Source organism: Bdellovibrio sp. BIS2, from assembly GCF_055398295.1.
In genome coordinates this window covers 427034-448179 of sequence record NZ_AP035879.1, presented here as the reverse complement: position 1 = coordinate 448179, position 21146 = coordinate 427034, and the positions used below count along the sequence as shown (strand labels likewise).

Sequence of the window (21146 nt, the reverse complement as noted above, 5' to 3'; positions counted from 1 at the left end):
TTTACAATGCTCCGTATTTTTTCAACTTGATGTAGGCCTTTTTGTAGTACTCACCATCCGGAATATCCAGCTCCAGGATTTTTTTCCATTTGTCCTTGGCGCCCGCCTTGGATTCGCCACCATCGACGTTACCAAAGCTTTCCTCCAGGATGCCTTCCTGATACAGCGTCATCATCTGCTTGCGCAGTTCAGTGGTATAACGCTCGATACGATCCGGAAGCTCATCATTTGTCGGATCCAGACTGCGCGCCTTGCGCAAAGCCAGAATAGCCCCTTTCAGGTTCTGCGCCTGATAGTTCTTTTCCGCCTCAGACTGCAGGCTGGCCGTTTTCGAATTCATCATCTGACGAATAGAGGCAATATTGCGTTTTGCCTGACCTTTATAGCCGCTTGGATCCGGCAATTTTGATTCCAGAACCTTTTCATAAGCAGCAATGGCATCCAGAGGTTTGCCTTTTTTGTGCACCCCTTCCGCCCAGCCGTAAAGACCACGCATCTTCGCCACCAGCGACTGGTAAGCGGCTCTTTCAGCCTCTTTGGCCTCGCGCTGGGCATTCAGCATATCGACCTGCGATTTCAGATCCAGAATACGCGGGTGTTCTGGGTTGAACTGCAGAACCGGGCTAAGACAGTCCTCCATCTCGGCGGCCGTGATGGTAGGATTGATTTTTTTCTGACATTCCACCACCTGCTTCTGGATTTTTTCCTCAGCTTCGGCTTTGGCTTTTTCAATTTCGTCCTGACGGCGCTGCTGTTCCTGAATGAAGATGGCCTCTTTGGACAGACGCTCGATTTCGCGGATGTCCTCATAGTCCGGGATGATCTCCTGAATCTTCACGATTTCATCCTGGGCCAGTTGGTATTTACCCTGCATATAAAGATTCTTCGCATCTTTATAGCGCTGACGAACCAGAGCCTGTTGCTCCGGCTTCAGTTTCGAGAACAGTTCCTGCGGCGACCCCGGAGCCATCACCTGACCCGGCTGTGCAGGAGGAGCGGTCTTGTCACCACCGCTGAACAAATAAGCCACGGCCAAAAGAACCACCGCGCCCACAATCAGTTTTGGACGATGCTTCTGGAAATCAAATTTGCCCGAAGCCTGTGGGATCGGGCCCGGCATCGGTGCGCCCATACCCGGATACTGCATCGGCTGCTGATACGGCATTGGCGGCATGGCCCCCTGATACGGCATCATTTCGTGGGACTGCTGCTGATACTCCATCGGCACATTGTCATAGCTGGTCGGCACCAAAGGACTTGGTGGTGCCACGTTCACCAGCTCCAGACGGCTTTGGAAGCTCGCATCGTGCAATTCGAAGTACAAATAATTTTCCAGCACACTGATCGCGTCCCCGGATTTGATCGGAGTCATGTCGGTGGAGGAAATCGGATTGCCGTTTAAAAGCGTCCCATTCACGCTGCCCAGATCCAGAATCACAAACTGGGATCCGGCACGACGGATTTCAAACTGACGACGGCTGACCCGCTGATCGCGGATCTGAATATGACACGTGGAATCCCGTCCCGCAATCCAGGCATCGCCCGCATCCAGACGGATCATTTCCTTGGTTTCATTCTGAGCATCCACAATCTTGATGAAGGCCGCCGTCGGCGCCACACCAATCATGGTTTTTTCATCGCTGCCATCGAAGGAATCCGGTGCAGAACCCATCACGGCCGGCAGGTTTTCCCCACCGCTCATGGCGGGAGCTTCCTGATACGCCGGGGCTTCCGCCACCGTGTTCAGGAAATCAAATTCGTAAGGAGGCACGGTGAACATCGCCCCGTGCTCCAGTTGGAACTGCTGAACCTGTTCGCCGTTATAAATCACTTCACCATAACGGGATACAACTTCCACGTTCCAACTGCCATTGAAGGAAACTTTGAAGTGCTCGCGGGAAATGCCTTTTTCAGGCTGCAACACGATATCACAGTCTTCCTTACGGCCGGCCACGTAAGAGCGGTCCTCCGTCAGGTTCACTTCACAGACTGTTTTGCCACGCAGGCGCACACGCAGAAGAGCCATTAGAACCTGCCCTCCAGATTCAGCGTGCACTCTTCATAGAACTGCTTGGCTTCCTTGAATGAAGGATCGTCCTTGCGGTGCTGAAGCATGGTCATCACGTTGGAATAATTCGACTGGCACATTCTCCAGTTCTTTTTCTCGCGGTATCGGTTGCCTTGAATCATGTTGAATTTCACCAGCTCGTCAAACTTGATCTTCGAAAGATGGAAATACCGTTTTGCCAGCTCGTTGTCCGGATCCAGATTCAAAACAACCTGGAACGCCTCGCGCGCACGGGCATACTGGCCCTGCTGGAAGTCGCGGAAGCCCTTGATGAAGTTTTCCTGAGCCCGGCGGTATTGAACCGAGTCGTATTTTTCCTTCTTGATGGTCAAAAGCTCCTGGGAACGCTTCTCGGCTTCGGCCACGTCCGCCATGGACAGTGCTGAAGTTCTGAAAGCATTCGGATCTTTTTTGTTCTTGTTGCCGGAATCCGACAGGAAGAACCACGCCGCCAGGCCCACGATCGCGATGATGCCATAGAATCTTGCCTTCGGATTGGAAAGCAGTCCCCCGCCACCGGATGGCCCACCCATCGACGCCCCCATATTGGGCATGCCGTGATTCGGAGGCGGAGTGTAACCGCCATAAGCCATCGGCTGCGCCGGAGGCATCGAAGGGTTCGGCATCGCCGGCATCGGACGAGGCTGTTGATAAGCCGGCGTCTGCGCCTGTGGGAACGGATTACTGACCGGCATCTGCTGCGGACGCGGCGGAGTCGGAGCCGGGAACGGATTCGGCGTCAAAAGCGGAGACGGCGTCGCCGCTGGAGTTGGTGGAGGTGCCTGCACCACCGGCATGTCGACCTTGAACAGAATTTCTGTCTCACCAATCTGAATCACCGAATCGTTCGCCAGAACTTCGGATTGAATGCTCTGGCCATTGACCATCACAAAGTTTTTCTGACTCAGATTGACCAGCACAAATTCATTGCCGCGCTGTTTGATTTCAGCGTGCTGACGACTGACTCGTGGATCCTGGGAAAGGACAATGTCGTTTTCCGGACCACGGCCCATGGATACAGAAGCCTTTTCAAAAGTAAGCTTCTGACCAATATGCGGGCCTTTGATGATCTCGATGTCAAACTTCATGGAATCCTTCACCTGAGGGGCTGCGCTCATCACGAGCCTCCTTCAGTTGGTGATACAGTGATCACATAATAGTCCACTTCCTGACCTGTGCAGAATGCCTGACAGCTCAGAATGCAAAGATGTCCGCTGAATTCCAGTTGGTCCGTGTGGATGCCGCGTGGATTTTCACGGGAACGCACCACCAGACCCTCGATGTTCTGCTGCAAAGCCACATCCGGAATGGCTTTATACATTTGCCCCTGAAGCTGCGCCATTTCCGCACGAGCCACCTGCAGGAACGAAGGGTTGCAGGAAATAATCCGGCCTTCCTTCGCAATCGCCACACACGGGTAACCAATCATCTGCATCAGATTTTCAGCCTCGCCGTCCTTGTTCACAAATCCGGCGGCCCCACCGCCCTTGTCGGTGTCACCATTGATATATCTTGTCAGCAGACTGTTGATATTGCCAATCAGGGCCTGCAGTGGCGGGAACTGGAAGTCCACCACCGTGTTATCAGTCTTTTCACGCATGGCTGTATCCAACTGTGCATTCAACGTAACCAGCGGATATTCAATCAGCTTGTACATGAAGAAGAACAACAACAGACCAATCAACGATGCAATCACCAGAGTCTGCATGAACAGACTGATCGCCCGTCCGTCATCAAAGGCCAGACTGCCGATATCATAAAGCACAATGGCGTGAGCCTTCACCGACTGCTCCCCCGTGTTCGGGTCAAACAGACCAATCGGGAAGCTGGCCCCGATAGTGGATGAGTCCACTTCCACGGACTGCGGGCGCATTTCCCGGCGGGCCGAGTGCACAAATGGCAGATCCGGCGTGGTCCCCGCGCGCGAAGCTGGCGCCAGGATCATACCGTCAGATTGCTGCACGATCAGAACCTGCTTCACACCGTCCTCGGATTCCGCCGCGTTGGTGCTTAAAGAAGAGTAACTGTTTTGCAAAAGCGCCGCTTGATTTAAAGTTGCCACCGTGCGGGCAATCGACGCAGCCCGACGTTTACTTTCATTGGTGATGCTGGCGCGGGTGATCTGCACCATCGGAATCATGGAAAGCAGGGTCGTGGAGAAGATGAACAACACCACAAAGCCCAGCAGAACCATTTTCATTTCCACAAACTGCGGCAGCTTGTAAACCCCGGGCAAAGCCACGCGGTCCATATATTCATTGAATTTATCCACCAGGCCTTTAAAGCCACCCTGCTGGAAAGCCGGAGCTGGCGCGGGTGCAGGGCCTGCGCCCGGCATTCCCATGCCCGCCATCGGTTGCGGCATTCCCTGAGGCATGCCCATGTTTTGCTGAGGCATACCCATATGCATAGGTTGCGGCATCTGTGGAGCGGCCCCGCCGCCATAATAAGGCATTGGCGCCTGCGGGCTTGGTTGTCCTTGCGGGCGCTGCGCCCGGGATTCCTGCGCCGGGATCACATCGGCAATCACGTCGTGAATGCCCAGCTTGTCTCCAAGGCGCATCACACCGCTTTGCACGCGGACACCGTTCAAATAAGTTCCGTTGCTGGAACGAAGATCCGTCACAACAATTTTATCTTTAAATACAGCAATCTCGGTGTGTTCCTTGGAAACACCGGCACTGATAAGTTTTATGTCACACTGAGGAGCCCGTCCAATGAGGTTTTTCCCCATCTTCAGCTCCAGCACTGAACCCGCCTGCGGGCCGGTCAAGATTCTAAGCGCCCACATAAAGTTGATCTCCCACGCTGACATTCCCGTTGCTGACTGTCCCTGATGCCATCTCTATCACCGAAGCGGCTCCCCATACCGGGAGCACCAGTCTCCAGGGACGCACATCCCTGCGGATCGCGCGCACCTTCAGATTTTTATCCACAAACACACAATCAATCGCAAACTTCATAAAGAAAGTATGGATGCTGTTGCAGTGATGAATCCACAACGCCTTTTCAGCCGGCAGACTTTCGCGGCCCAAAAGACCTTTGCCACGGCTCAGGAAAGTGGAGGCCACTTCCAGATCCGCAATCAAAGTTTGGTTGTTGGTTGTGTTCATCAACTTAGCCATCACTTCTACTTCCCACCATACATGAACGAAACCGCCACCGGACCGAAGACGATGATGAAAACCGCCGGCAGAATAAACAGCATCAGCGGGATCAGCATGGTCTGGGAGGCTTGCGCACCGGCTTTCTCGGCACGGACGAATCTTTCAAGACGCATCTGCACCGACTGGTCCTTAAGAACCTGCGAGATACTGGCACCGGTAGCCTCTGCATCCACCAGAACCGCCACAAAACTTGTGATCTCGTTCATATCCAGGCGCTCCGCCATTTCCTTCAAAGCCTGAGCCTTGGAGGAACCGATTTTGATATCTTTCAGCACAATTGAAAACTCTTCCGCCAGCACACTGTCCGTGCCACTGGCTTTATCCACGATCTTCTGAATCGCCGAGAAGAAGTCCAGACCGGCTTCCACCGACAGCGCCAGCAGATCGATGAAGAACGGCAGATCCGCACGCACAGAAAGTTCGCGGCGCTTCTTTTCCCCGCGCGCATGAATCTGCGGCAGATAGAAACCAATCAGCCCCATGCCCACCACCACCAGCGGGGACAAACCCAACTGCAGTGAGAAGTTCATGATCAACAAGAAGATCGGGAACATGATCCCCCACAGGAACTGCAACCCGATGAATTCATCCTCGTTCAGCTCTGAAGACAGGCCCGAGGTTTTGATGTATTTACGAACTTTTTTGCGATAGGACTCGCTGCGAATCTTCATCGCATGCTGCAAGGTGAACTGATGCACCAATGGACGCGAGAAATTGATCACCGGATTTTTGGATTTCACCGGCTCATCATTGTTCGCCCATGAAAGCTGCTGCTTGTCCGTGTTACTTGCAAAGATGGAACTGACAAAAAGGAAGACCGCCACTCCTGCGAGCAGCAATCCCAGAATCAGCATTAACTCTGCACTTCCCATTTTCGCCTCTTCGTGTTCAAGTATCCTCATGAAACCAGCATTGATCTTGGCCTCAGAGTCACCGCGCCGAAAACAGCTTCTTAGCGAAGCGGGTTTTTCATTCGACGTGGTTCCAGTTAAAGTATCGGAAATTCCTAACAAAAACCTGAATGTAAACGATCAGATTTTAGATATCGCCCGACGAAAAGCGAGTGCCGCTTTGCCCCTGCTAAAGTCCAGCCGTACAGACACGTTTATCGTGCTTTGCGCGGACACGGAGGTGATTTTCGACGGGGCCCCCCTGGGGAAGCCCGCCGATCGTCAGGATGCCTACCGCATTCTTAAACTTTTGTCGGGTAAATATCATGAGGTGATCACGGCTGTGTGCCTGGTCGAGTCCAGCACGGGCAAGGAAGTGTCTCAGACTGAGACCACCAAAATTTATTTCCGGGAGCTGACTGACGATGAAATCTGGACCTACATAGACACCGGCGAACCGATGGACAAAGCCGGCGCTTATGGAATTCAAGGCCAGGGTGGGAAATTCGTTGATCACTTCGAAGGGCCCTTCGACAACGTAGTGGGACTTCCCGTCGATCTGGTGAAAAATCTACTGTCCAAATTTTAAACAGCGAAAGATCTCTGGGGCCTTCAGCGCACCTTCTGTTATGGTGCGCCTTTCAGCTCTTAACCGGAGGTCTTGATTCATGAAACGTCCTATTTCTTTGGCTTTGTCTGCGCTGACTTTGACGGCTTCCCTGGCTCACGCACAGGAAGAAGTTCTGCCTCAGGCGCCTTCCAACGAAAAATTGATTGAACTGCAGACGACTCAGGGTATGAAACGGGCGATGGAGAAAGTCCTGAACCTCGATACTGAATGGGGCATCTTCGACAAATTCAAACCGAACCGCTGCAAGTACGCCATTCAGATTCCTGACTCTGTCACCCGCGGCACCATCGCCCTGACTTTCGATGACGGACCAAATCCTGAAACGACGCCAGTGATTTTGGATGTGCTAAAAGCGCATGGCGCCAAGGCGACTTTCTTTATTTTGGGAAGCAAAATCAAAGGCAACGAATCCATTCTGCGCCGTATGGTCGCCGAAGGCCATCAACTGGCGAATCACTCTTACAGCCATCCGAACTTCCATGAACTGAGTTCTTCACGTATGAATTCAGAAATTTCGCAAACCGACCGTCTGCTTCGCACTGTGGGCACGCCGCGCTTCTTCCGTTATCCCTACGGAAACTCCACATGCTCCAGCAACGAACTGGTCAGCTCTTTGGGTTATGTGAATGTAGGCTGGGATATCGACACCTGTGACTGGGCTTTTGCTGATGGCCAAGTAAGCGACAAAGAAAACGCCACCTGCCAGGCTCCACAGCACCTGCGCCGCGATTACGCGGGCTACGTCGCCAACGTGGTGGCCCAAACCCAAGGCGGCGTTCTGCTGATGCACGACATTCACAAAAACACCGCGCACAGCCTGGATCGCCTGATGACGATGCTGGAACAAGACGGCTACCGTTTCGTCTCCCTCACCGACCGCAACATCTTCCCCAAACTAAACCGCCGCTAACCCCAAAAGGTACCTGCTTACTTTTTCCGAAGCCCTGCACAAAACGCGGCGCTTCGGAAAAAGTAAGCAGGTACCTTTTAGATTCTTAGAGGATAGGGCTGGGATTGCAGTCCTATTTTTTTTAAATGTTCTAGTATTTCGCGGTCGGCGATGATGGAATAGCCGCGAATTTCTTCCAAGACCCGTGTCCACGGGCGCTGATCCCAGAATTTCTTTTTCAATTTTCGTGTTTTAGCTGCCCCGGTGATCATCAGGGCCAGCATTCCGCTGACGGCGCGAATGAAGGGCGCAAAGGTGCGCCGTTTGCGCAGGCGAATCAGCACATGCAGGCTTTCGCCCGAGCAGACGATTTCCCTGAGGGAAATACCGTATTTTCTTGCCTGAGTCTTTAAAACTGAATCGATGATTTTTCTGTTCTTTGATTTTTCAAAAGCCCATTCGCCCCGGGCTGATTCTGACGACAACACAACATGCATCATGTTTTTCAAAGAAAGCGGTCGCGCCGTTTTGGCGTGGCTGTTCTTTAAAAGCTGACCCCCGAACTGCTTCGTAAGTTGCAGACGGGGGTTATCTATACGGGTTGTGGCTCTTCGGGAGGAGCGTCTCATGAACCATGTTCTACCATCATTTCCGATGTCGTCAACAAAAAAAGTAGCGATGGTATTTTTCTGGACATTTTCGCGAAGAGGATGATAGTTTTCCGGTCATGGCATTAAAAGAGATCATAGAAAAAGCAAAACCCGCGAAGATCCTGGCCGTTTCCAAACTTCAACCGGCAGAAAAGGTGCGTACCCTGCACGCCGAGGGTCAGCGCCTGTTTGGTGAAAATTACGTTCAGGAAGCCCTTGAAAAACAAAGTGTGCTTTCTGACCTTCCTGATATTCAGTGGCATCTGATTGGACACCTTCAAAAGAACAAAGCAAAAATGGTGGTTGGAAAGTTCCACCTCATCCATTCTGTGGACTCTCTGGAACTAGCCCAGGTGATCAGTCGGCAGTGCGAACAAAAAGGCGTCAGGCAAAACATCCTGATCCAGGTGAATCTGGCGGGCGAAGCCAGCAAAGAGGGCTTTTCCGCTGAAACCCTGGAAAGCCAGTGGGCGGACCTGACAAAACTGCCGCATCTTCATATTTATGGCCTGATGACCATGCCCCCATTAACCGAAACCGGGGCCGAAGTACGTCCTTACTTTGCAGAGCTGCGCCGACTGCGCGACCGACTGAAAGCGGCCACGGACACGACAGTTCACCCACTGAATGAGCTGTCAATGGGCACGAGTCACGATTATCCGGTCGCGGTCGAAGAAGGCGCCACAATCGTGCGGCTTGGGACTATTTTATTTGGCGAACGTCCCGCCAAAGGGTAGGATCACTATATGAATCCCTTGTTGAAATCGCAAAAAATCGGCTTTCTGGGTGCAGGGAATATGGCGCAAGCCATGATCAAAGGTCTCGTCGAAGGAGGCTTTCCTGCCAAAAACATCTTCGCTTCCAACCGCTCCGAAGGAAAACTTCACAAGCTCGCTGAAACCTTCAAAATAAATCCGGTCTTCAGCAATGACGAGCTGGTCGACACTTGCGACATCATCATTCTGGCCATCAAGCCTCAGGATCTTCTGCAGGCTCTGGAGCCTGTGACCCGCAGCTTTGACGAACACAAGATCGTCATCAGTGTCGCTGCCGGCATCCGCATGGAGAAACTGGAACGCTACATTCAGGGCGCCCGACTTGCCCGAGTTATGCCCAACACCCCGTCCCTGATCGGCCGCGGTGTCATCGGTTATCTTTTGAATGATGAAGACGACGGCGGACTGGATAGCACAGTGGAAGATCTTTTCCAGCCACTGGGTCGCGTGATTCAGGTGCACGACGAGGATCAGTTTGAAGCTTTGATGGTTTCCTGCTCCAGCGGAACCGGATTTGTCTTTGAAATGATGATGTACTGGCAGGACTGGATCGAAGAGCACGGCTTCTCTGTTGAAGAGGCGCGCATGATGACGATTGAAACTTTTGTCGGCGCTTCGTTGCTGGCGGCGCAAGCCCGCGAAGGGGTTGAAGACCTGCAGGCCCGCGTCACCTCCAAGAAAGGTGTCACGGCGGCTGGACTTCAGTCCATGAGAGAGCTTGAGATTGAACGCGCTCTTCGCATCAGCTTTGAAAAAGCAGCGATGAGAAACAAAGAAATGGCCCGGGAAATCAAATAACCTTGCCCAGGCACAGACTCGGCCTTTATCCTTAATCATGTTGTTCAAGGAGGAACAAAATGAGAATTACTCCTATCGATATCGCTCACAAATCTTTTGGTAAAAAGATGATGGGTCTTGATGCTGACGAGGTTATGGATTTCCTTCAGCAGATCGCCGCTCAGATGGAGTCTTTAATTCAGGAAAGAAACACCCTGAAAGAAGCCATCCGCGAAAAAGAACTTTCTTTGATGGAATACAAAGAGCGCGATCAGGTTTTGAAAGAAACTATCGCCACAGCAACCCAGATGGCAGACCGCCTTCGCCAGGATGCCGACCGTGAAGCGAAACTGATCATCGCCGATGCTCAGCAAAAGGCTGAAATCATCACCCGTGATTCCCGTGACTCTTTGAAGAAAATGTACCAGGAAGTGACAGAACTGAAGCGTGCGCGCATGCAGTTTGAAGCCAACCTGAAAGCTCTGGCCCAGGCGCATTTGTCCCTGCTGGAACAAGGTGAAAAGTACATGCCGCAAGCGCAACTTCCAAATCACAATATCGTGAATGGAAATGGCTCTGGCCGCACCACCAACGTGTCCCCGCTTTCTGCCGAATAAGCAGCGTAAAAGACACCATGATTGAATCAACAAAAGGTGGAGTTCGACTCCACCTTTTTATTCAGCCCAAGTCATCCAAGAACGAAGTTGTGGGTCCCCACAACGGCGAACTCAAGATCAAACTGACCGCCCCGCCTGTCGACGGAAAAGCCAACGAATGCCTGATCGAATTTCTGTCGGACCTTTTTGATATTCCCAAGCGCGATGTGCTTCTGATCAAAGGCGAAACCGGGCGCCACAAAGTGGTGGAACTGTCCGGCCTTGATGCCGAAAAAACAAGGGAAGCACTGAGGCTTCCCAAAAACTAACGACGTTTCTTTTTGTTGGATTTCAGCTCGATCTGGAATTCCGTATCATCGAGCTGCTGTTGCAGTTCATCATCAACACGCGGGCGCTTTTTCGGCTGCGTCGGACGTGGCTTGAACAGATTCTGATCCACTCCGTCGCTGGTTTGCTCTTTGAAGCGGCGAACTTTCTTTTCAGAACTCAGGTCGCTTTCCTCATACATGTTGGAGCGATAGTTCGGCACCGGGTTTTCAACCGGCGGAGCGTATTCAGGCTCTGAATAACCTTCACTCATATCGAAGCTGTAGCGGATGAAACCACCCACGTGGAATCCGGCTGCCGAGTTAGAACCGGTCAAAGTCATGCCTCCGTTGGCCTGCACACTCAGCTTCGGACTGATCAACCAGGTGGCGTACAACTGGCTGTCCATCAGATTCGGCTTCACAGAATAGAACTTCATGGAACCGGCATTGACGCTGTTGATATAGGATGTTCTTAAAGCTTCCGTCACATCCGTCGTGTCATCAGATACACTTTGATAACCAAAAAGCTCAGCCCCCAAACGCAGGCGCTGCATTTTCATTTGCGCCCCCACACCCCAAGGCATCAGGAACGAACGACCACTGCCACGATAGTTAAACCCCAGCCAGCCATAACCGCGCAAGGTGCCGAAATCTTTTTGCGCGATCAAACGGGAGCGAACCTCAAAAACCCCTTCAGAATTCAATACGGTATCCGAAGCAGGGTTCACCTCTTCAAAAGGCATGACCGCGATGACTTCCGGAATCAACTGAAACAGGTCGGAATACATTAAGAAATCAAAGCCCACGGCCGCTTCACTGATGGAGCTGTTGGAACGGCTTGCAACCGAATCCTTGCTTTCAGCGTTGCTGATCGTTCCCCAACCAAAAATGGACCAGTTCTTTTTCGGAACATAGCGGGTTCCAAATGAAGTGTCGATCAATGAGTAGCTGTTGCCACTCACCAGGCTCTGACTGCCGCCCCCTGAAGCCGGGTAATTGGCCTCAGAATAGAAATAGTTGGCATTCACCTCGAAATCCCAGTGATCCCGGCGAAACTCCTTGTAGTTATCCACAGCCAGAGCCGGCAATGAAATCGAAAAAATAGACAGAGCGACACACGCCCAACGCGGAAGATTATTTGCCATTTTCATAACTTCCTAATATTAACAACCCTATGACTGCGACATCAAACAAATCACAGCTTGCCATCATCTTTTTCACTGTTTTCCTGTATTTAGTGGGCTTTGGTGTGGTTATCCCGATCCTCCCCATCCTAAGTCGCAACTTCGGCGCGACCGCTCTTGAAACCGGCCTGCTGCTTTCCGTTTACTCCCTGATGCAGTTCCTGTTCGCACCGTTCTGGGGCCGCCTCAGCGACCGACTGGGTCGCCGTCCGATTTTGCTGTTCTGTCTGGTGGGTGAAACTCTTTCTTACATCATGTTTGCCTGGGCAAGGTCTTTAGAGTGGCTCTTTGTTGCGCGTATTCTGGCAGGTTTCTTTGGTGCAAGTCTTTCCACAGCCTCGGCTTATATTTCAGACATCACTCCGAAACATGAGCGCTCCAAGGGCATGGCCCTGATTGGCGCCGCATTCGGTTTGGGCTTTGTTGTCGGCCCGGCTCTGGGGGGCGGTCTTGCGGTTTGGGGTCAGCACATCAATCCGGCCCCGCACTTTGACACTTCGTTTGCGTCTTACTGGGTGGCGGCGTTGTGCTTTGCTAACTTCCTGTTCGGCGTGAAGTTTCTGAAAGAATCCTTAAGCGAGAAAAGCGAATCCGCCGCAAAAAGAAAGCGCTTCTCGATCATGTGGCAGTATCTGAACAAAAAAACTGTCGGCCCCCTGATGACTGTCTTCTTGCTGTCCTCCTTGGCAATGTCATCGATGGAGGCCACACTGATTTTGTTCATGGGCGAAAAGTACCAATGGGACGTTAAGCAGGTCAGCTTTGGCTTCGCGTATATCGGAGTCATCATCATCTTCACTCAGGGTTTTTTGGTGCGCCGACTGCTGCCAAAATGGGGCGAGCGCAAAGTGCTTCGCCTGGGCATCTTGCTTTTGGCAGTGGGTTTAACCGGGATCGCTGTTGCGGACTCTATCACCGGCATGGCCATCACCATGACTTTGCTGTCACTGGGCAACGGTTTGGCCAATCCGTCGACCTTGGGAAGTATCAGTCTGTTGTCTGAGGCCAACGAACAAGGGGCTGCGATGGGAGTCACACAAAGCATGGCTTCCCTGGGGCGCATTTTGGGTCCAGCCTTGGGAGGCGCACTTTACGGAACGGTGGCCATCACCGCTCCCTTCTGGGCATCAGGTTTGATGGCGTTCCTTGGGCTTGCCATCGTTATTATCATTTATAAATTCATCCCCGAACACGGGCGTGTAGGATAGATCATGGACTTTAATTCAATCGGCTTTTTCCAATTCGACAATCTGATTCAAACCCGCACGCCGTTTCTTTTGGTGATCCTGGACAATGTGGATCTGAATGACTGGTACAAAAGCGTCACCAAAATGCACCTGGATAACATCAGCCTGCCATCCACCCCCGAGGGGGCCTTGGAGGCGGTTAAAGGCAAGAACCTGCCTCCGCACTTTGCCGTGGTGGTTCTGGATCGCGATGAGAAGTCGGCCCCCCAGGTTGCGGCCATGTTGGAACAAGCCGGATTCATCAACAGTTTCTATGTTAAAGGTGGTTTTGAAGGCCTCCTGATCGAACGCCAACAATAATTTGACACAGAACCAACACAAAAATTTAAAGCATTGTTGTTGAAGGCAAGACTTTATACCATACTAGCAACATCAAAACTTAGAACTTTAAACAAGGAAGTAACATGAAAAAGTTTTTGATTGCAGCACTTGCTACAACAACGATGACTTCTGCAGCTCAGGCCGGAACTTTGAATTTGGACCTGCGTGCGGACTACAACTCAACCTCTTACGATGAATCTGCGCTGAAGGACTTCTCCAAGTTCTACTTCAAGACAGGTCGCTTGGACTATTCAGGCAAAGCAACGGAAGATCTTTCTTTCCGCGTTCGCTTGGCTTTCAATAAATCCGCAACTCAGCTTTCAACTGACAGCGCTCAAACTGCAGTTGAGTACGCTTTCCTGACTCACAAAATGTCTGATATGTTCGCGTTGTCTGTAGGTCGCTTCAACACTGAATTCGGTGGTTTCGAAGGTGCGACGAGCGGTGCGGATTTGTACCTGACTTCCCAGTTCTACACTCACTCTGGTCCTAACGGTCCTTTGGGTGGCGAAAACTACGGCACATCCAATCTTCTATACATGACTGGTGTTAAAGGTACTTTGACCTTTGGTGATCAAAACGTGTACCTGATGGCAACCAACGAGAAAGAAGATGAAGCTTTGGCGGGTGGCGAAACCTTCGACCAGAACACATCCATGATGGGTATCGTATGGAGAGGTGGCTGGATGGAAAAAGCCCTTATGACAAACCTTTCTTACCACACTATGAACGGGGCCGCGAGCGGCGACAAACACCAGTTCATGACTGCGGGTGTGATGTGGAATGCAAAACCAATGATGTTCTCTTTGGACTATTTGATGTCTGAAGCAAAATTGGATGCTGGCGAAAAAGACACTGTAACTTCCATCGTGGCGAAATTCGCTTACACAGGCTGGGAACAATGGACTCCGCGCCTGGAAGTTCAATCTTCTGAAGAGAAGCTTGAAATCGGTGGCGAAGCGACCAACAAATTCATCGGCTACGGTGCAGTTCTTGAGTACAAACCATACACAGACACGAACTTCCGCTACCACCTTTCCTACAACAACGTGAAGGAAGAGCCAGAAGCTGGCGACGACATCACAAGCCAGGAAATCGTTTTGGGTGCCCGCTTGATGGCGGACTTCCTAAAATAACGAAAATAAGCACTGTTCATACAGACTTAGATCAAGGGAGGCCGAAAGCCTCCCTTTTTTATTTCGCACCGCTCCCCATCCCCTCACCTTCCCTCGTCTATTTTCACCTGAACTTCTGCCGATTTGGCCTATCCCAAAGTGCTTGAATTTGTTAGCCTCTAGGGGTTAAAAACTTAAGAATTTCATATCCTTAAAACCTTTAGAGGTCGTTGAAAATGTCAGAACAGTTATCAGATCGTTATAATCCCGCAGATGTTGAATCGCGCACGTATGAATGGTGGGAAAAGAACGGGTACTTCAAAGCCCAGGATCAATCCACAAAACCTCCATTCTCTATCATCCTTCCTCCGCCGAACGTCACGGGATTCCTGCACATGGGTCACGCTTTGGATCACACGATTCAGGACATGATGATCCGCTGGAAAAGAATGAACGGCTACAACACCATGTGGTTGCCGGGTACAGATCACGCCGGTATCGCGACTCAATCCGTGGTCGAGCGTGAATTGAAAAAAGACGGTGTCACTCGTCACGATCTGGGTCGTGAAAAATTCGTGGAGAAAGTTTGGGACTGGAAACACCAGTACGGAAACCGCATCTATGGACAAATGCGCCGCTTGGGTGATTCCTGCGACTGGGATCGCGCTGTGTTCACTTTGGACGAAGGCGTTTCCAAAGCCGTTCGCAAAGTGTTCGTATCCCTTCACAAAAAAGGTCTGATCTATCGTGGTCAGCGTCTGGTGAACTGGTCCGGTCCTCTGGAAACAGCGATCTCTGACCTGGAAGTTGAACACAAGCAGATCAAAGGTTCTTTGTATCACGTGAAATATCCTTTGGAAGACGGTTCCGGCTTCCTGATTGTGGCGACGACTCGTCCAGAAACCATGCTGGGTGACTCTGCTGTTTGCGTGCATCCAGAAGATGAGCGCTACAAGCACCTGATTGGCAAAAACGTTTTGCTGCCTCTGACCAACAGAAAAATCAAGATCATCGCTGACACTTACGTGGATAAAGAATTCGGTTCTGGCGTGGTAAAAATCACTCCGGCGCACGACTTCAATGACTACAAGATCGGAAAGTCCCACAATCTTGAGTTCATCAACATCCTGACGAAGAAAGCCGAGATCAACGAAAACGGTGGCGTTTACGCCGGCTTGAAAGTTCAAGAGGCGCGCAAGCGCATCCTGGAAGACCTGAAAGCTCAGGATCTTCTGGAAAAAGAAGAGCCCCACGTTCATTCCGTAGGTCACTGTTCCCGCTCGGGTGCGGTGGTAGAGCCTTACCTGTCTGAACAGTGGTTCGTGAAAATGGAAGCTTTGGCTGTTCCGGCAAAACGTGTTGCTGAAAACGGCACCATCCGCTTTGAACCGGAATCTTGGACAAAAGTTTACCTGCACTGGCTGAACAACATCGAAGACTGGTGTATTTCCCGTCAATTGTGGTGGGGTCACCGCATTCCGGTTTGGTACTGTGAAGACTGCAACCATCAGACAGTGGCTGAAACAGATGTCACGGCATGCGAAAAGTGCGGCAGTACAAAACTTCACCAGGACGACGACGTTCTGGATACATGGTTCAGTTCCGCTTTGTGGCCGTTCTCAACAATGGGCTGGCCAAATGAAACGGAAACCCTGAAAACATTCTACCCAACCAGCTATCTGGTGACCGGTCACGATATCATCTTCTTCTGGGTGGCTCGTATGATCATGATGGGTCTTGAGTTCCAAAGAGACGTTCCATTCCGTACGGTTTACATCCACGGCCTGGTGCGCGACTCTCAAGGGCGCAAGATGTCCAAGTCTTTGGGTAACTCCATTGACCCGGTGGAAATGATTGAAAAACACGGTGCCGATGCTTTGCGTTTCACGTTTGCGGCGCACTTGTATTCAGGCAAAGACTTCAAGTTCAGCGAACAGCGTCTTGAAGGCTACCGCAACTTCATGAACAAAGTCTGGAACGCGGCTCGTTTCGCGCTTTCCAATCTTGCTGACTTCAAGGCTCCGGCGGAAGGTGTAAAAGCTTTGCCGAACAAAGCCCACATCAGCGTCTTTGACCAGTGGATCATCTCCAAACTTGAGGAAGTGACCAAAACTGTTGAAGAAGCGATGGAACAGGAAAGATTCTCTGATGCCTCCACAGCTCTGTACCAGTTCATCTGGAATCAGTTCTGTGACTGGTATATCGAGTTCACCAAACCGATCCTGAACGGCAACAATGCGGAAGAAAAAGCCGCCACCCAACTGGTGATTGCTCAGGTTCTGAACCGTATCATGCGCCTGCTGCACCCGTTTGCTCCATTTATCTCTGAAGAGATTTACCAGAAGCTTCCGATCAAAGGCACCGCATGTATCGTGGATCAGTACCCGAATGCCCGTAACGACAAAGAATTCCTAAGCCTGGGTTCTGCCCAAGCCGCTTTGGAAATCGACATCGTGAAAGAAGTGATCACCGCGATCCGCAATATCCGTGGTGAAAACCGCATCAGCCCGGCGGTCAAACTGAACGTGCGCCTGGGTGTGACCAACGATCAGACACAAAAGATCCTTGGCAACAACCGCACGGCTTTGATGACCATGGGTCGTCTGGAAAACATGGAAATCGGACCGGAAGGCAACATGATGAAATGTGCCGTAGCTCCGGTGGTGGTGAAAGATGCCAGCGTGAAAGTGATCATCCCGCTTGAAGGCCTGGTCGATTTCGACGAGGAAGTAAAACGTATCAACAAGTCGATCGAAAAACTGACTCGTGATATCGGCATGCTTTCCGGCAAACTTTCCAACGAAAAGTTTGTCGCCAACGCCGACGAAGAGGTTGTAGCGGCGGACCGTGCCTTGCTGGCGCAGTCCAAGGTTCAACTGGATTCATTGCGTGATGCTTTGACCCGCTTCCAGTAAGCTGAAAACTCAAAAGCCTCCGTGGTGACTATCACGGAGGCTTTTTTTATGTCCGAAACTAATACCCCGCACGATGGCGCGGATGACGCCGAGGGCGTCGCAAAGGCCGCTCTTCACGGCTGTCGAAATCAATATCATCACTGCCATAACGATAGTCAAAATGCCGGTCATAGTGGCGATCCAGTTCCGGATGGCGCGCTTCATAAGAATTGCGATAGCCGTTGCGAATGCGTTCGGCTTCGTAGGAATCCCGCGGCGTCCAGTCCGATTGACCGTAAGCCCGCTCATCAGGATAGCGTTCACGGTGAGGCTCGTAATCCCGATAGTCCATTTCGGTGCCGCGCTCATAGTCCCGATTCATTTCGAAATCTCGATTGTCAGAATTATCCCGGCGGCGCAGACGATACTCGCGCTCGTCGCGGTACTCCCGGCTGTCCCCCCGGCTGCGGCTGCGATAATCCACATAATCATCCGGCGCCTGGGATTCACGACGATAACGGGCCCTTTCATCTGTGGCCTGAGGAGGCGGCTGATACCGGTCGTATTCATCAATAAATTCACTGTAATCAGGTTCCCGCTCGGGACGCCGGCGGTATTCATCCTGTCTGAATCGATTTCTTTCCATGAAATCCTCCTTGTGGTGAACGACTTATTTTAAGTTCCACCGAAGTCACCCTCAAGAAAGCAAAAGGCCCTTTGCCAAAGCAAAGAGCCTTTCGTGCACTTCAACATGTCTCTGTCATTTAGAAGGTGATCTTCACCGAGTCCGCAGATTTTTTTGCCGGACCATGGAAGACCGCTTCAATATTATTTCCATCCGGATCCAGCACAAAGGCCGCATAATATCCGGGATGATAAGGACGTTCCCCCGGGGCTCCGTTATCCTGGCCACCGGACTTCAAAGCCACTTCGTAAAACTTCTTCACCATATCGCGGTCTTTAGCCTGAAATGCCAGGTGCGTTCGCCCCGTCAATTTTCCCGCGCTGGCCGGGCTGTCGACTGCGGAAATAAACAGTTCATCACACCAGAAAAAGCCCGGTCCTTCCCCACCCATCGGAACACCCAAAGTTTCAAAAACTGCAGAATAAAACTTTTTGGTTTTTTCCAGGTCTTTCACTACCAGTTGCAAGTGATCAATCAGACGCCCGCGGTGCAATTCATTCGTTTCCATCATTTTCTCCTAAGGGTTGTTGCGACACTGACATTGGAATGACGAGGCCTTGTCGGCTCCACTGCAGCGGAAGGTCGCCCCGTCATGAGTCAGCTCAAATGAAAATATTCTGCCATTTTTTTCGACCAGCAAAAGATCATCACCATTTTGATAGTAAATGCGGCGGGAAATCGATCGACTGACAACCTCCCCGTCCCCCTCCAGACTGGCCACCAGGGCATCAGAAGGATTCGACATCTGCTCTTTGGAAAGTGGCAAGGCTTTGGCGGTGCCATCGGCAGAAAAGGCCTCGTACTTCAAGGTGCGCGAAGACCCCGCTTCGATGCTGGGTGCATTTTCAATGTAAATGCGACGTAGCTCGCCGCCTTTGGTGCGGATGTCGGTTGCAGTCCATTCCTCGGTCTGTGTGACAATATCACCCAGATCCGGATTGATCACCTGATTGAAAGTGTCAAAGTTGATCTCCACATTGGGATCCAGGGTGTTCATCTGCATGTTAAGACAGACGGCCATCTCTTTTAGTTTTTGCTGGTAAGCTGCAAACTTGCCGGGATCTTCCATCTCAGTCGGCAAAAAGCCCGCAGACGGTGGAGCTGCACTGACGTCCACCGGTGGCGGTTCTGCCTTCACGGGCGGAGCCACGCTTTCAGCAGGGACACCTGTGGTTTCCTGAACCGCAAGCGTTTCATCAGCGGTCTCATCAGGAGAACCGCCATAGAAATGGCAGAAAGTAAAAATCAAAAGGACAGCGGCAACAAGGGATAGAATCAAAGCTGATTTCTTGCTCATCCCTTATTTATCGACTGATATCAACAGCGACGTCAATGGGTACAAACTGCGGCAGGGAAATTCCTTTGAAGTTGAAACGAACCTGCATAATATCAAATTTCTTGGCCACTTCTTCACATCCGGGGCCTTTCATTCCGACATACATAAGATAGTTTGGCAAACCGGGTTCGTATTCCAGATACCACTGATCCACCAGGCAGTATCCGCGCACAGTCGAGCCCTGATTAGTTTCAAAATCAACCTCACTGGCCGAAGCAAAAGAAATGGATTTATTCACCAGAAATGCATCCGCGGCATTCAGCACCAGACCGATGCGCAACATCGCTGTTTCACTGAGCGGATTCCAGATCGCCGAATAGTCATAGCCTTTGCCGCCCAAGGGCTGAATGCGGAAGCTCATACGATTGGCTTCCATCGTCTGCATTGCCTGGCCATACGCCGACCACAGAACCGTCAGGACCATCACCACTAACATCAAATATCGCATGATTCCCCCTCATGTGAAATTCGCAGGTGACTTTGTTCTAGTGGCCGTGGGGCCCAAAACGCAAGAAAGGGATCCGCGTGGATCCCTTTCTTGAAGTCATTTCAACTGTGGTGACAAGTTTGGGCTTACTTTAACAGACCAATCTCGCGCAGTCGCTGCATCAAGAAATCCTGTCCAGTAATATCAGCGTACTTGGCGCCTGTCCCTTTACAAGATGGCAAGCAGCTCAGCATAGCATCCGGGTGCGGGTGCATGAAGAACGGCATGGAATAACGACTTTGATTTGTACCATCCTGTGGATTGATCACACGATGAGTAGTGCTTGGCAAAACGTCATTCGTCAGACGAGCCAGCATGTCGCCGACGTCCACGATCAAAGTGTCTGGTTCGGAGTCGATATCCAACCAAGTGCCGTCACGATCTTTCAATTGCAGACCGGAAGCGGTTGCAGCTGGAAGAATTGTAATGAAGTTGATGTCTTCATGGGCCGCCGCGCGAACACAGCGAGGATCCACCCCCTCAGGAATTGGTGGGTAGTGCAAAAGTCTCAGGATGGAGTTTCCATCTTTGGTCATCTTGGCAAAGAAGTCTTTTTCAACTTCCAAAGGCATCGTCAACGCTTCCAGCATCACATCGCCCGCTTCTTCCAAAGCTGCATACAACTTGGAGAAATGGGACTGGAATTCCGGCAGTTCAGACGGCCATACGTTTGCAGGGTAAACAGCTTTCAAAGGGTTGCCTTCAGAAAGCTCACGGCCCACGTGCCAGAACTCTTTCAAGTCCATCACCGGAGAATCTTTGGCGTGTTCCTGACCGAATGGAGTGTAACCGCGCTGGAAGCCGGCTTTTGGAGAAATATAGGATTTTTTAACTTCGGTCGGAAGTGCGTAGAAGTTTTTAAGGATGTCGTAAGCTTTGTGCAGATCTGCAGCCTGGACGTTGTGATCTTTAAGAATGATGAAACCATATTCTTTCAGACCAGTGAAAAGTTTGTCGATGAACTCTGAGCGTTCGGCGCCAGTTCCTTTGGTGTAACTTGCAAGGCTCAATGTTGGCACTTTACGAAGAGTGCTGTTTTCAGAATGAGAAGCAGTTTCCAGTGTTCTCACGAATCCTCCCTTGTATTGGTTCATCCGGAGAGTA

At 51.3% G+C, this 21146-nt stretch carries 22 protein-coding genes; 10 read left to right on the top strand and 12 right to left on the bottom strand.

What is annotated here, in order from left to right; all coding sequences use genetic code 11:
- Position 1: 1 nt before the first annotated feature.
- Genes ACZ520_RS02205 through ACZ520_RS02185 form a run of 5 tightly spaced genes read right to left on the bottom strand, consistent with a single transcriptional unit; the run spans position 2 to position 6107 of the window.
- Positions 2-2026 carry an FHA domain-containing protein gene (locus ACZ520_RS02205; RefSeq protein ID WP_464127332.1) on the bottom strand — a complete coding sequence of 675 codons (2025 nt, stop codon included), beginning with the start codon at positions 2024-2026 and terminating at the stop codon, positions 2-4.
- Positions 2026-3186 (bottom strand): FHA domain-containing protein, encoded by a 1161-nt coding sequence (locus ACZ520_RS02200; protein ID WP_088566377.1) that lies wholly within the window; start codon positions 3184-3186, stop codon positions 2026-2028. Before ACZ520_RS02200 ends, ACZ520_RS02205 begins: the two co-directional genes overlap by 1 nt.
- Positions 3186-4859, bottom strand: a complete 1674-nt coding sequence (locus ACZ520_RS02195; protein WP_088566378.1) for an FHA domain-containing protein — start codon at positions 4857-4859, stop codon at positions 3186-3188. The genes ACZ520_RS02200 and ACZ520_RS02195 overlap by 1 nt, the downstream gene beginning before the upstream one ends.
- A complete protein-coding gene (locus ACZ520_RS02190) occupies positions 4846-5193 on the bottom strand; it encodes a DUF192 domain-containing protein (protein ID WP_088566379.1) in 348 nt (115 codons plus the stop codon). The genes ACZ520_RS02195 and ACZ520_RS02190 overlap by 14 nt, the downstream gene beginning before the upstream one ends.
- A 5-nt stretch (positions 5194-5198) precedes the next feature.
- Positions 5199-6107, bottom strand: coding sequence for a type II secretion system F family protein (locus ACZ520_RS02185; RefSeq protein WP_232468804.1), 909 nt, complete (start codon positions 6105-6107; stop codon positions 5199-5201).
- Positions 6108-6135: 28 nt separating this feature from the next.
- Between ACZ520_RS02185 and ACZ520_RS02180 the strand changes: the two genes are divergently transcribed.
- Together ACZ520_RS02180 and ACZ520_RS02175 are read left to right on the top strand one after the other, a co-directional pair.
- Positions 6136-6714, top strand: coding sequence for a Maf family protein (locus tag ACZ520_RS02180; RefSeq protein ID WP_464127329.1), 579 nt, complete (start codon positions 6136-6138; stop codon positions 6712-6714).
- A gap of 79 nt (positions 6715-6793) precedes the next feature.
- Complete coding sequence (locus ACZ520_RS02175) at positions 6794-7666, top strand: polysaccharide deacetylase family protein (protein ID WP_416479540.1); 873 nt, start codon at positions 6794-6796, stop codon at positions 7664-7666.
- 77 nt (positions 7667-7743) lie between these two features.
- On the opposite strand, the gene ACZ520_RS02170 is transcribed toward ACZ520_RS02175, so the two are convergent.
- Positions 7744-8274 carry a hypothetical protein gene (locus ACZ520_RS02170; RefSeq protein ID WP_088566382.1) on the bottom strand — a complete coding sequence of 177 codons (531 nt, stop codon included), beginning with the start codon at positions 8272-8274 and terminating at the stop codon, positions 7744-7746.
- A gap of 98 nt (positions 8275-8372) precedes the next feature.
- On the opposite strand from ACZ520_RS02170, the gene ACZ520_RS02165 reads away from it, so the two are divergent.
- From ACZ520_RS02165 to ACZ520_RS02150, 4 genes are read left to right on the top strand one after another with little or no spacing between them, the layout of a single operon-like run.
- A complete protein-coding gene (locus ACZ520_RS02165) occupies positions 8373-9032 on the top strand; it encodes a YggS family pyridoxal phosphate-dependent enzyme (protein WP_464127326.1) in 660 nt (219 codons plus the stop codon).
- Between the two features lie 9 nt (positions 9033-9041).
- Positions 9042-9869 carry a pyrroline-5-carboxylate reductase family protein gene (locus ACZ520_RS02160; RefSeq protein WP_088566384.1) on the top strand — a complete coding sequence of 276 codons (828 nt, stop codon included), beginning with the start codon at positions 9042-9044 and terminating at the stop codon, positions 9867-9869.
- A gap of 59 nt (positions 9870-9928) precedes the next feature.
- Positions 9929-10465: a DivIVA domain-containing protein gene (locus ACZ520_RS02155; RefSeq protein ID WP_374031910.1), complete on the top strand. Its 537-nt coding sequence runs from the start codon at positions 9929-9931 to the stop codon at positions 10463-10465.
- 17 nt (positions 10466-10482) lie between these two features.
- The gene (locus ACZ520_RS02150) at positions 10483-10773 is read left to right on the top strand and encodes a DUF167 domain-containing protein (protein WP_464127323.1); all 291 of its coding nucleotides are present in this window, start codon (positions 10483-10485) and stop codon (positions 10771-10773) included.
- Here the strand turns inward: ACZ520_RS02150 and ACZ520_RS02145 are convergent.
- A complete protein-coding gene (locus ACZ520_RS02145) occupies positions 10770-11918 on the bottom strand; it encodes a hypothetical protein (protein WP_232468805.1) in 1149 nt (382 codons plus the stop codon). The genes ACZ520_RS02150 and ACZ520_RS02145 overlap by 4 nt on opposite strands.
- A gap of 29 nt (positions 11919-11947) precedes the next feature.
- Between ACZ520_RS02145 and ACZ520_RS02140 the strand changes: the two genes are divergently transcribed.
- The 4 genes from ACZ520_RS02140 (at position 11948) to ACZ520_RS02125 (ending at position 17555) form a co-directional block, all read left to right on the top strand.
- The gene (locus tag ACZ520_RS02140) at positions 11948-13165 is read left to right on the top strand and encodes an MFS transporter (protein WP_088566387.1); all 1218 of its coding nucleotides are present in this window, start codon (positions 11948-11950) and stop codon (positions 13163-13165) included.
- 3 nt (positions 13166-13168) lie between these two features.
- Positions 13169-13504 carry a rhodanese-like domain-containing protein gene (locus ACZ520_RS02135; protein WP_374034733.1) on the top strand — a complete coding sequence of 112 codons (336 nt, stop codon included), beginning with the start codon at positions 13169-13171 and terminating at the stop codon, positions 13502-13504.
- A gap of 104 nt (positions 13505-13608) precedes the next feature.
- A complete protein-coding gene (locus tag ACZ520_RS02130; RefSeq protein ID WP_374034732.1) occupies positions 13609-14661 on the top strand; it encodes a porin in 1053 nt (350 codons plus the stop codon).
- A gap of 215 nt (positions 14662-14876) precedes the next feature.
- Entirely contained in the window at positions 14877-17555 is a 2679-nt protein-coding gene (locus ACZ520_RS02125) for a valine--tRNA ligase (protein WP_198298021.1), read from the top strand.
- Between the two features lie 58 nt (positions 17556-17613).
- On the opposite strand, the gene ACZ520_RS02120 is transcribed toward ACZ520_RS02125, so the two are convergent.
- The 5 genes from ACZ520_RS02120 to ACZ520_RS02100 all read right to left on the bottom strand — a co-directional run bounded on the left by ACZ520_RS02120 (position 17614) and on the right by ACZ520_RS02100 (position 21112).
- A complete protein-coding gene (locus ACZ520_RS02120; RefSeq protein ID WP_374031902.1) occupies positions 17614-18180 on the bottom strand; it encodes a hypothetical protein in 567 nt (188 codons plus the stop codon).
- 118 nt (positions 18181-18298) lie between these two features.
- Complete coding sequence (locus ACZ520_RS02115; protein WP_374032989.1) at positions 18299-18727, bottom strand: VOC family protein; 429 nt, start codon at positions 18725-18727, stop codon at positions 18299-18301.
- Between the two features lie 9 nt (positions 18728-18736).
- Entirely contained in the window at positions 18737-19516 is a 780-nt protein-coding gene (locus ACZ520_RS02110) for a WASHC3/CCDC53 family protein (RefSeq protein ID WP_464127319.1), read from the bottom strand.
- Positions 19517-19523: 7 nt separating this feature from the next.
- Entirely contained in the window at positions 19524-20003 is a 480-nt protein-coding gene (locus ACZ520_RS02105) for a hypothetical protein (protein WP_198298022.1), read from the bottom strand.
- Between the two features lie 125 nt (positions 20004-20128).
- A complete protein-coding gene (locus ACZ520_RS02100; protein ID WP_088566394.1) occupies positions 20129-21112 on the bottom strand; it encodes an isopenicillin N synthase family dioxygenase in 984 nt (327 codons plus the stop codon).
- Positions 21113-21146: the final 34 nt, after the last annotated feature.

Excerpts from the sequence above, each read along its gene's own strand:
- ACZ520_RS02205 (WP_464127332.1), bottom strand. The coding sequence starts at position 2,026 with ATGGCTCTTCTGCGTGTGCGCCTGCGTGGCAAAACAGTCTGTGAAGTG.
- ACZ520_RS02200 (WP_088566377.1), bottom strand. The coding sequence starts at position 3,186 with ATGAGCGCAGCCCCTCAGGTGAAGGATTCCATGAAGTTTGACATCGAG.
- ACZ520_RS02195 (WP_088566378.1), bottom strand. The coding sequence starts at position 4,859 with ATGTGGGCGCTTAGAATCTTGACCGGCCCGCAGGCGGGTTCAGTGCTG.
- ACZ520_RS02190 (WP_088566379.1), bottom strand. The coding sequence starts at position 5,193 with ATGGCTAAGTTGATGAACACAACCAACAACCAAACTTTGATTGCGGAT.
- ACZ520_RS02185 (WP_232468804.1), bottom strand. The coding sequence starts at position 6,107 with ATGGGAAGTGCAGAGTTAATGCTGATTCTGGGATTGCTGCTCGCAGGA.
- ACZ520_RS02180 (WP_464127329.1), top strand. The coding sequence starts at position 6,136 with ATGAAACCAGCATTGATCTTGGCCTCAGAGTCACCGCGCCGAAAACAG.
- ACZ520_RS02175 (WP_416479540.1), top strand. The coding sequence starts at position 6,794 with ATGAAACGTCCTATTTCTTTGGCTTTGTCTGCGCTGACTTTGACGGCT.
- ACZ520_RS02170 (WP_088566382.1), bottom strand. The coding sequence starts at position 8,274 with ATGAGACGCTCCTCCCGAAGAGCCACAACCCGTATAGATAACCCCCGT.
- ACZ520_RS02165 (WP_464127326.1), top strand. The coding sequence starts at position 8,373 with ATGGCATTAAAAGAGATCATAGAAAAAGCAAAACCCGCGAAGATCCTG.
- ACZ520_RS02160 (WP_088566384.1), top strand. The coding sequence starts at position 9,042 with ATGAATCCCTTGTTGAAATCGCAAAAAATCGGCTTTCTGGGTGCAGGG.
- ACZ520_RS02155 (WP_374031910.1), top strand. The coding sequence starts at position 9,929 with ATGAGAATTACTCCTATCGATATCGCTCACAAATCTTTTGGTAAAAAG.
- ACZ520_RS02150 (WP_464127323.1), top strand. The coding sequence starts at position 10,483 with ATGATTGAATCAACAAAAGGTGGAGTTCGACTCCACCTTTTTATTCAG.
- ACZ520_RS02145 (WP_232468805.1), bottom strand. The coding sequence starts at position 11,918 with ATGGCAAATAATCTTCCGCGTTGGGCGTGTGTCGCTCTGTCTATTTTT.
- ACZ520_RS02140 (WP_088566387.1), top strand. The coding sequence starts at position 11,948 with ATGACTGCGACATCAAACAAATCACAGCTTGCCATCATCTTTTTCACT.
- ACZ520_RS02135 (WP_374034733.1), top strand. The coding sequence starts at position 13,169 with ATGGACTTTAATTCAATCGGCTTTTTCCAATTCGACAATCTGATTCAA.
- ACZ520_RS02130 (WP_374034732.1), top strand. The coding sequence starts at position 13,609 with ATGAAAAAGTTTTTGATTGCAGCACTTGCTACAACAACGATGACTTCT.
- ACZ520_RS02125 (WP_198298021.1), top strand. The coding sequence starts at position 14,877 with ATGTCAGAACAGTTATCAGATCGTTATAATCCCGCAGATGTTGAATCG.
- ACZ520_RS02120 (WP_374031902.1), bottom strand. The coding sequence starts at position 18,180 with ATGGAAAGAAATCGATTCAGACAGGATGAATACCGCCGGCGTCCCGAG.
- ACZ520_RS02115 (WP_374032989.1), bottom strand. The coding sequence starts at position 18,727 with ATGGAAACGAATGAATTGCACCGCGGGCGTCTGATTGATCACTTGCAA.
- ACZ520_RS02110 (WP_464127319.1), bottom strand. The coding sequence starts at position 19,516 with ATGAGCAAGAAATCAGCTTTGATTCTATCCCTTGTTGCCGCTGTCCTT.
- ACZ520_RS02105 (WP_198298022.1), bottom strand. The coding sequence starts at position 20,003 with ATGCGATATTTGATGTTAGTGGTGATGGTCCTGACGGTTCTGTGGTCG.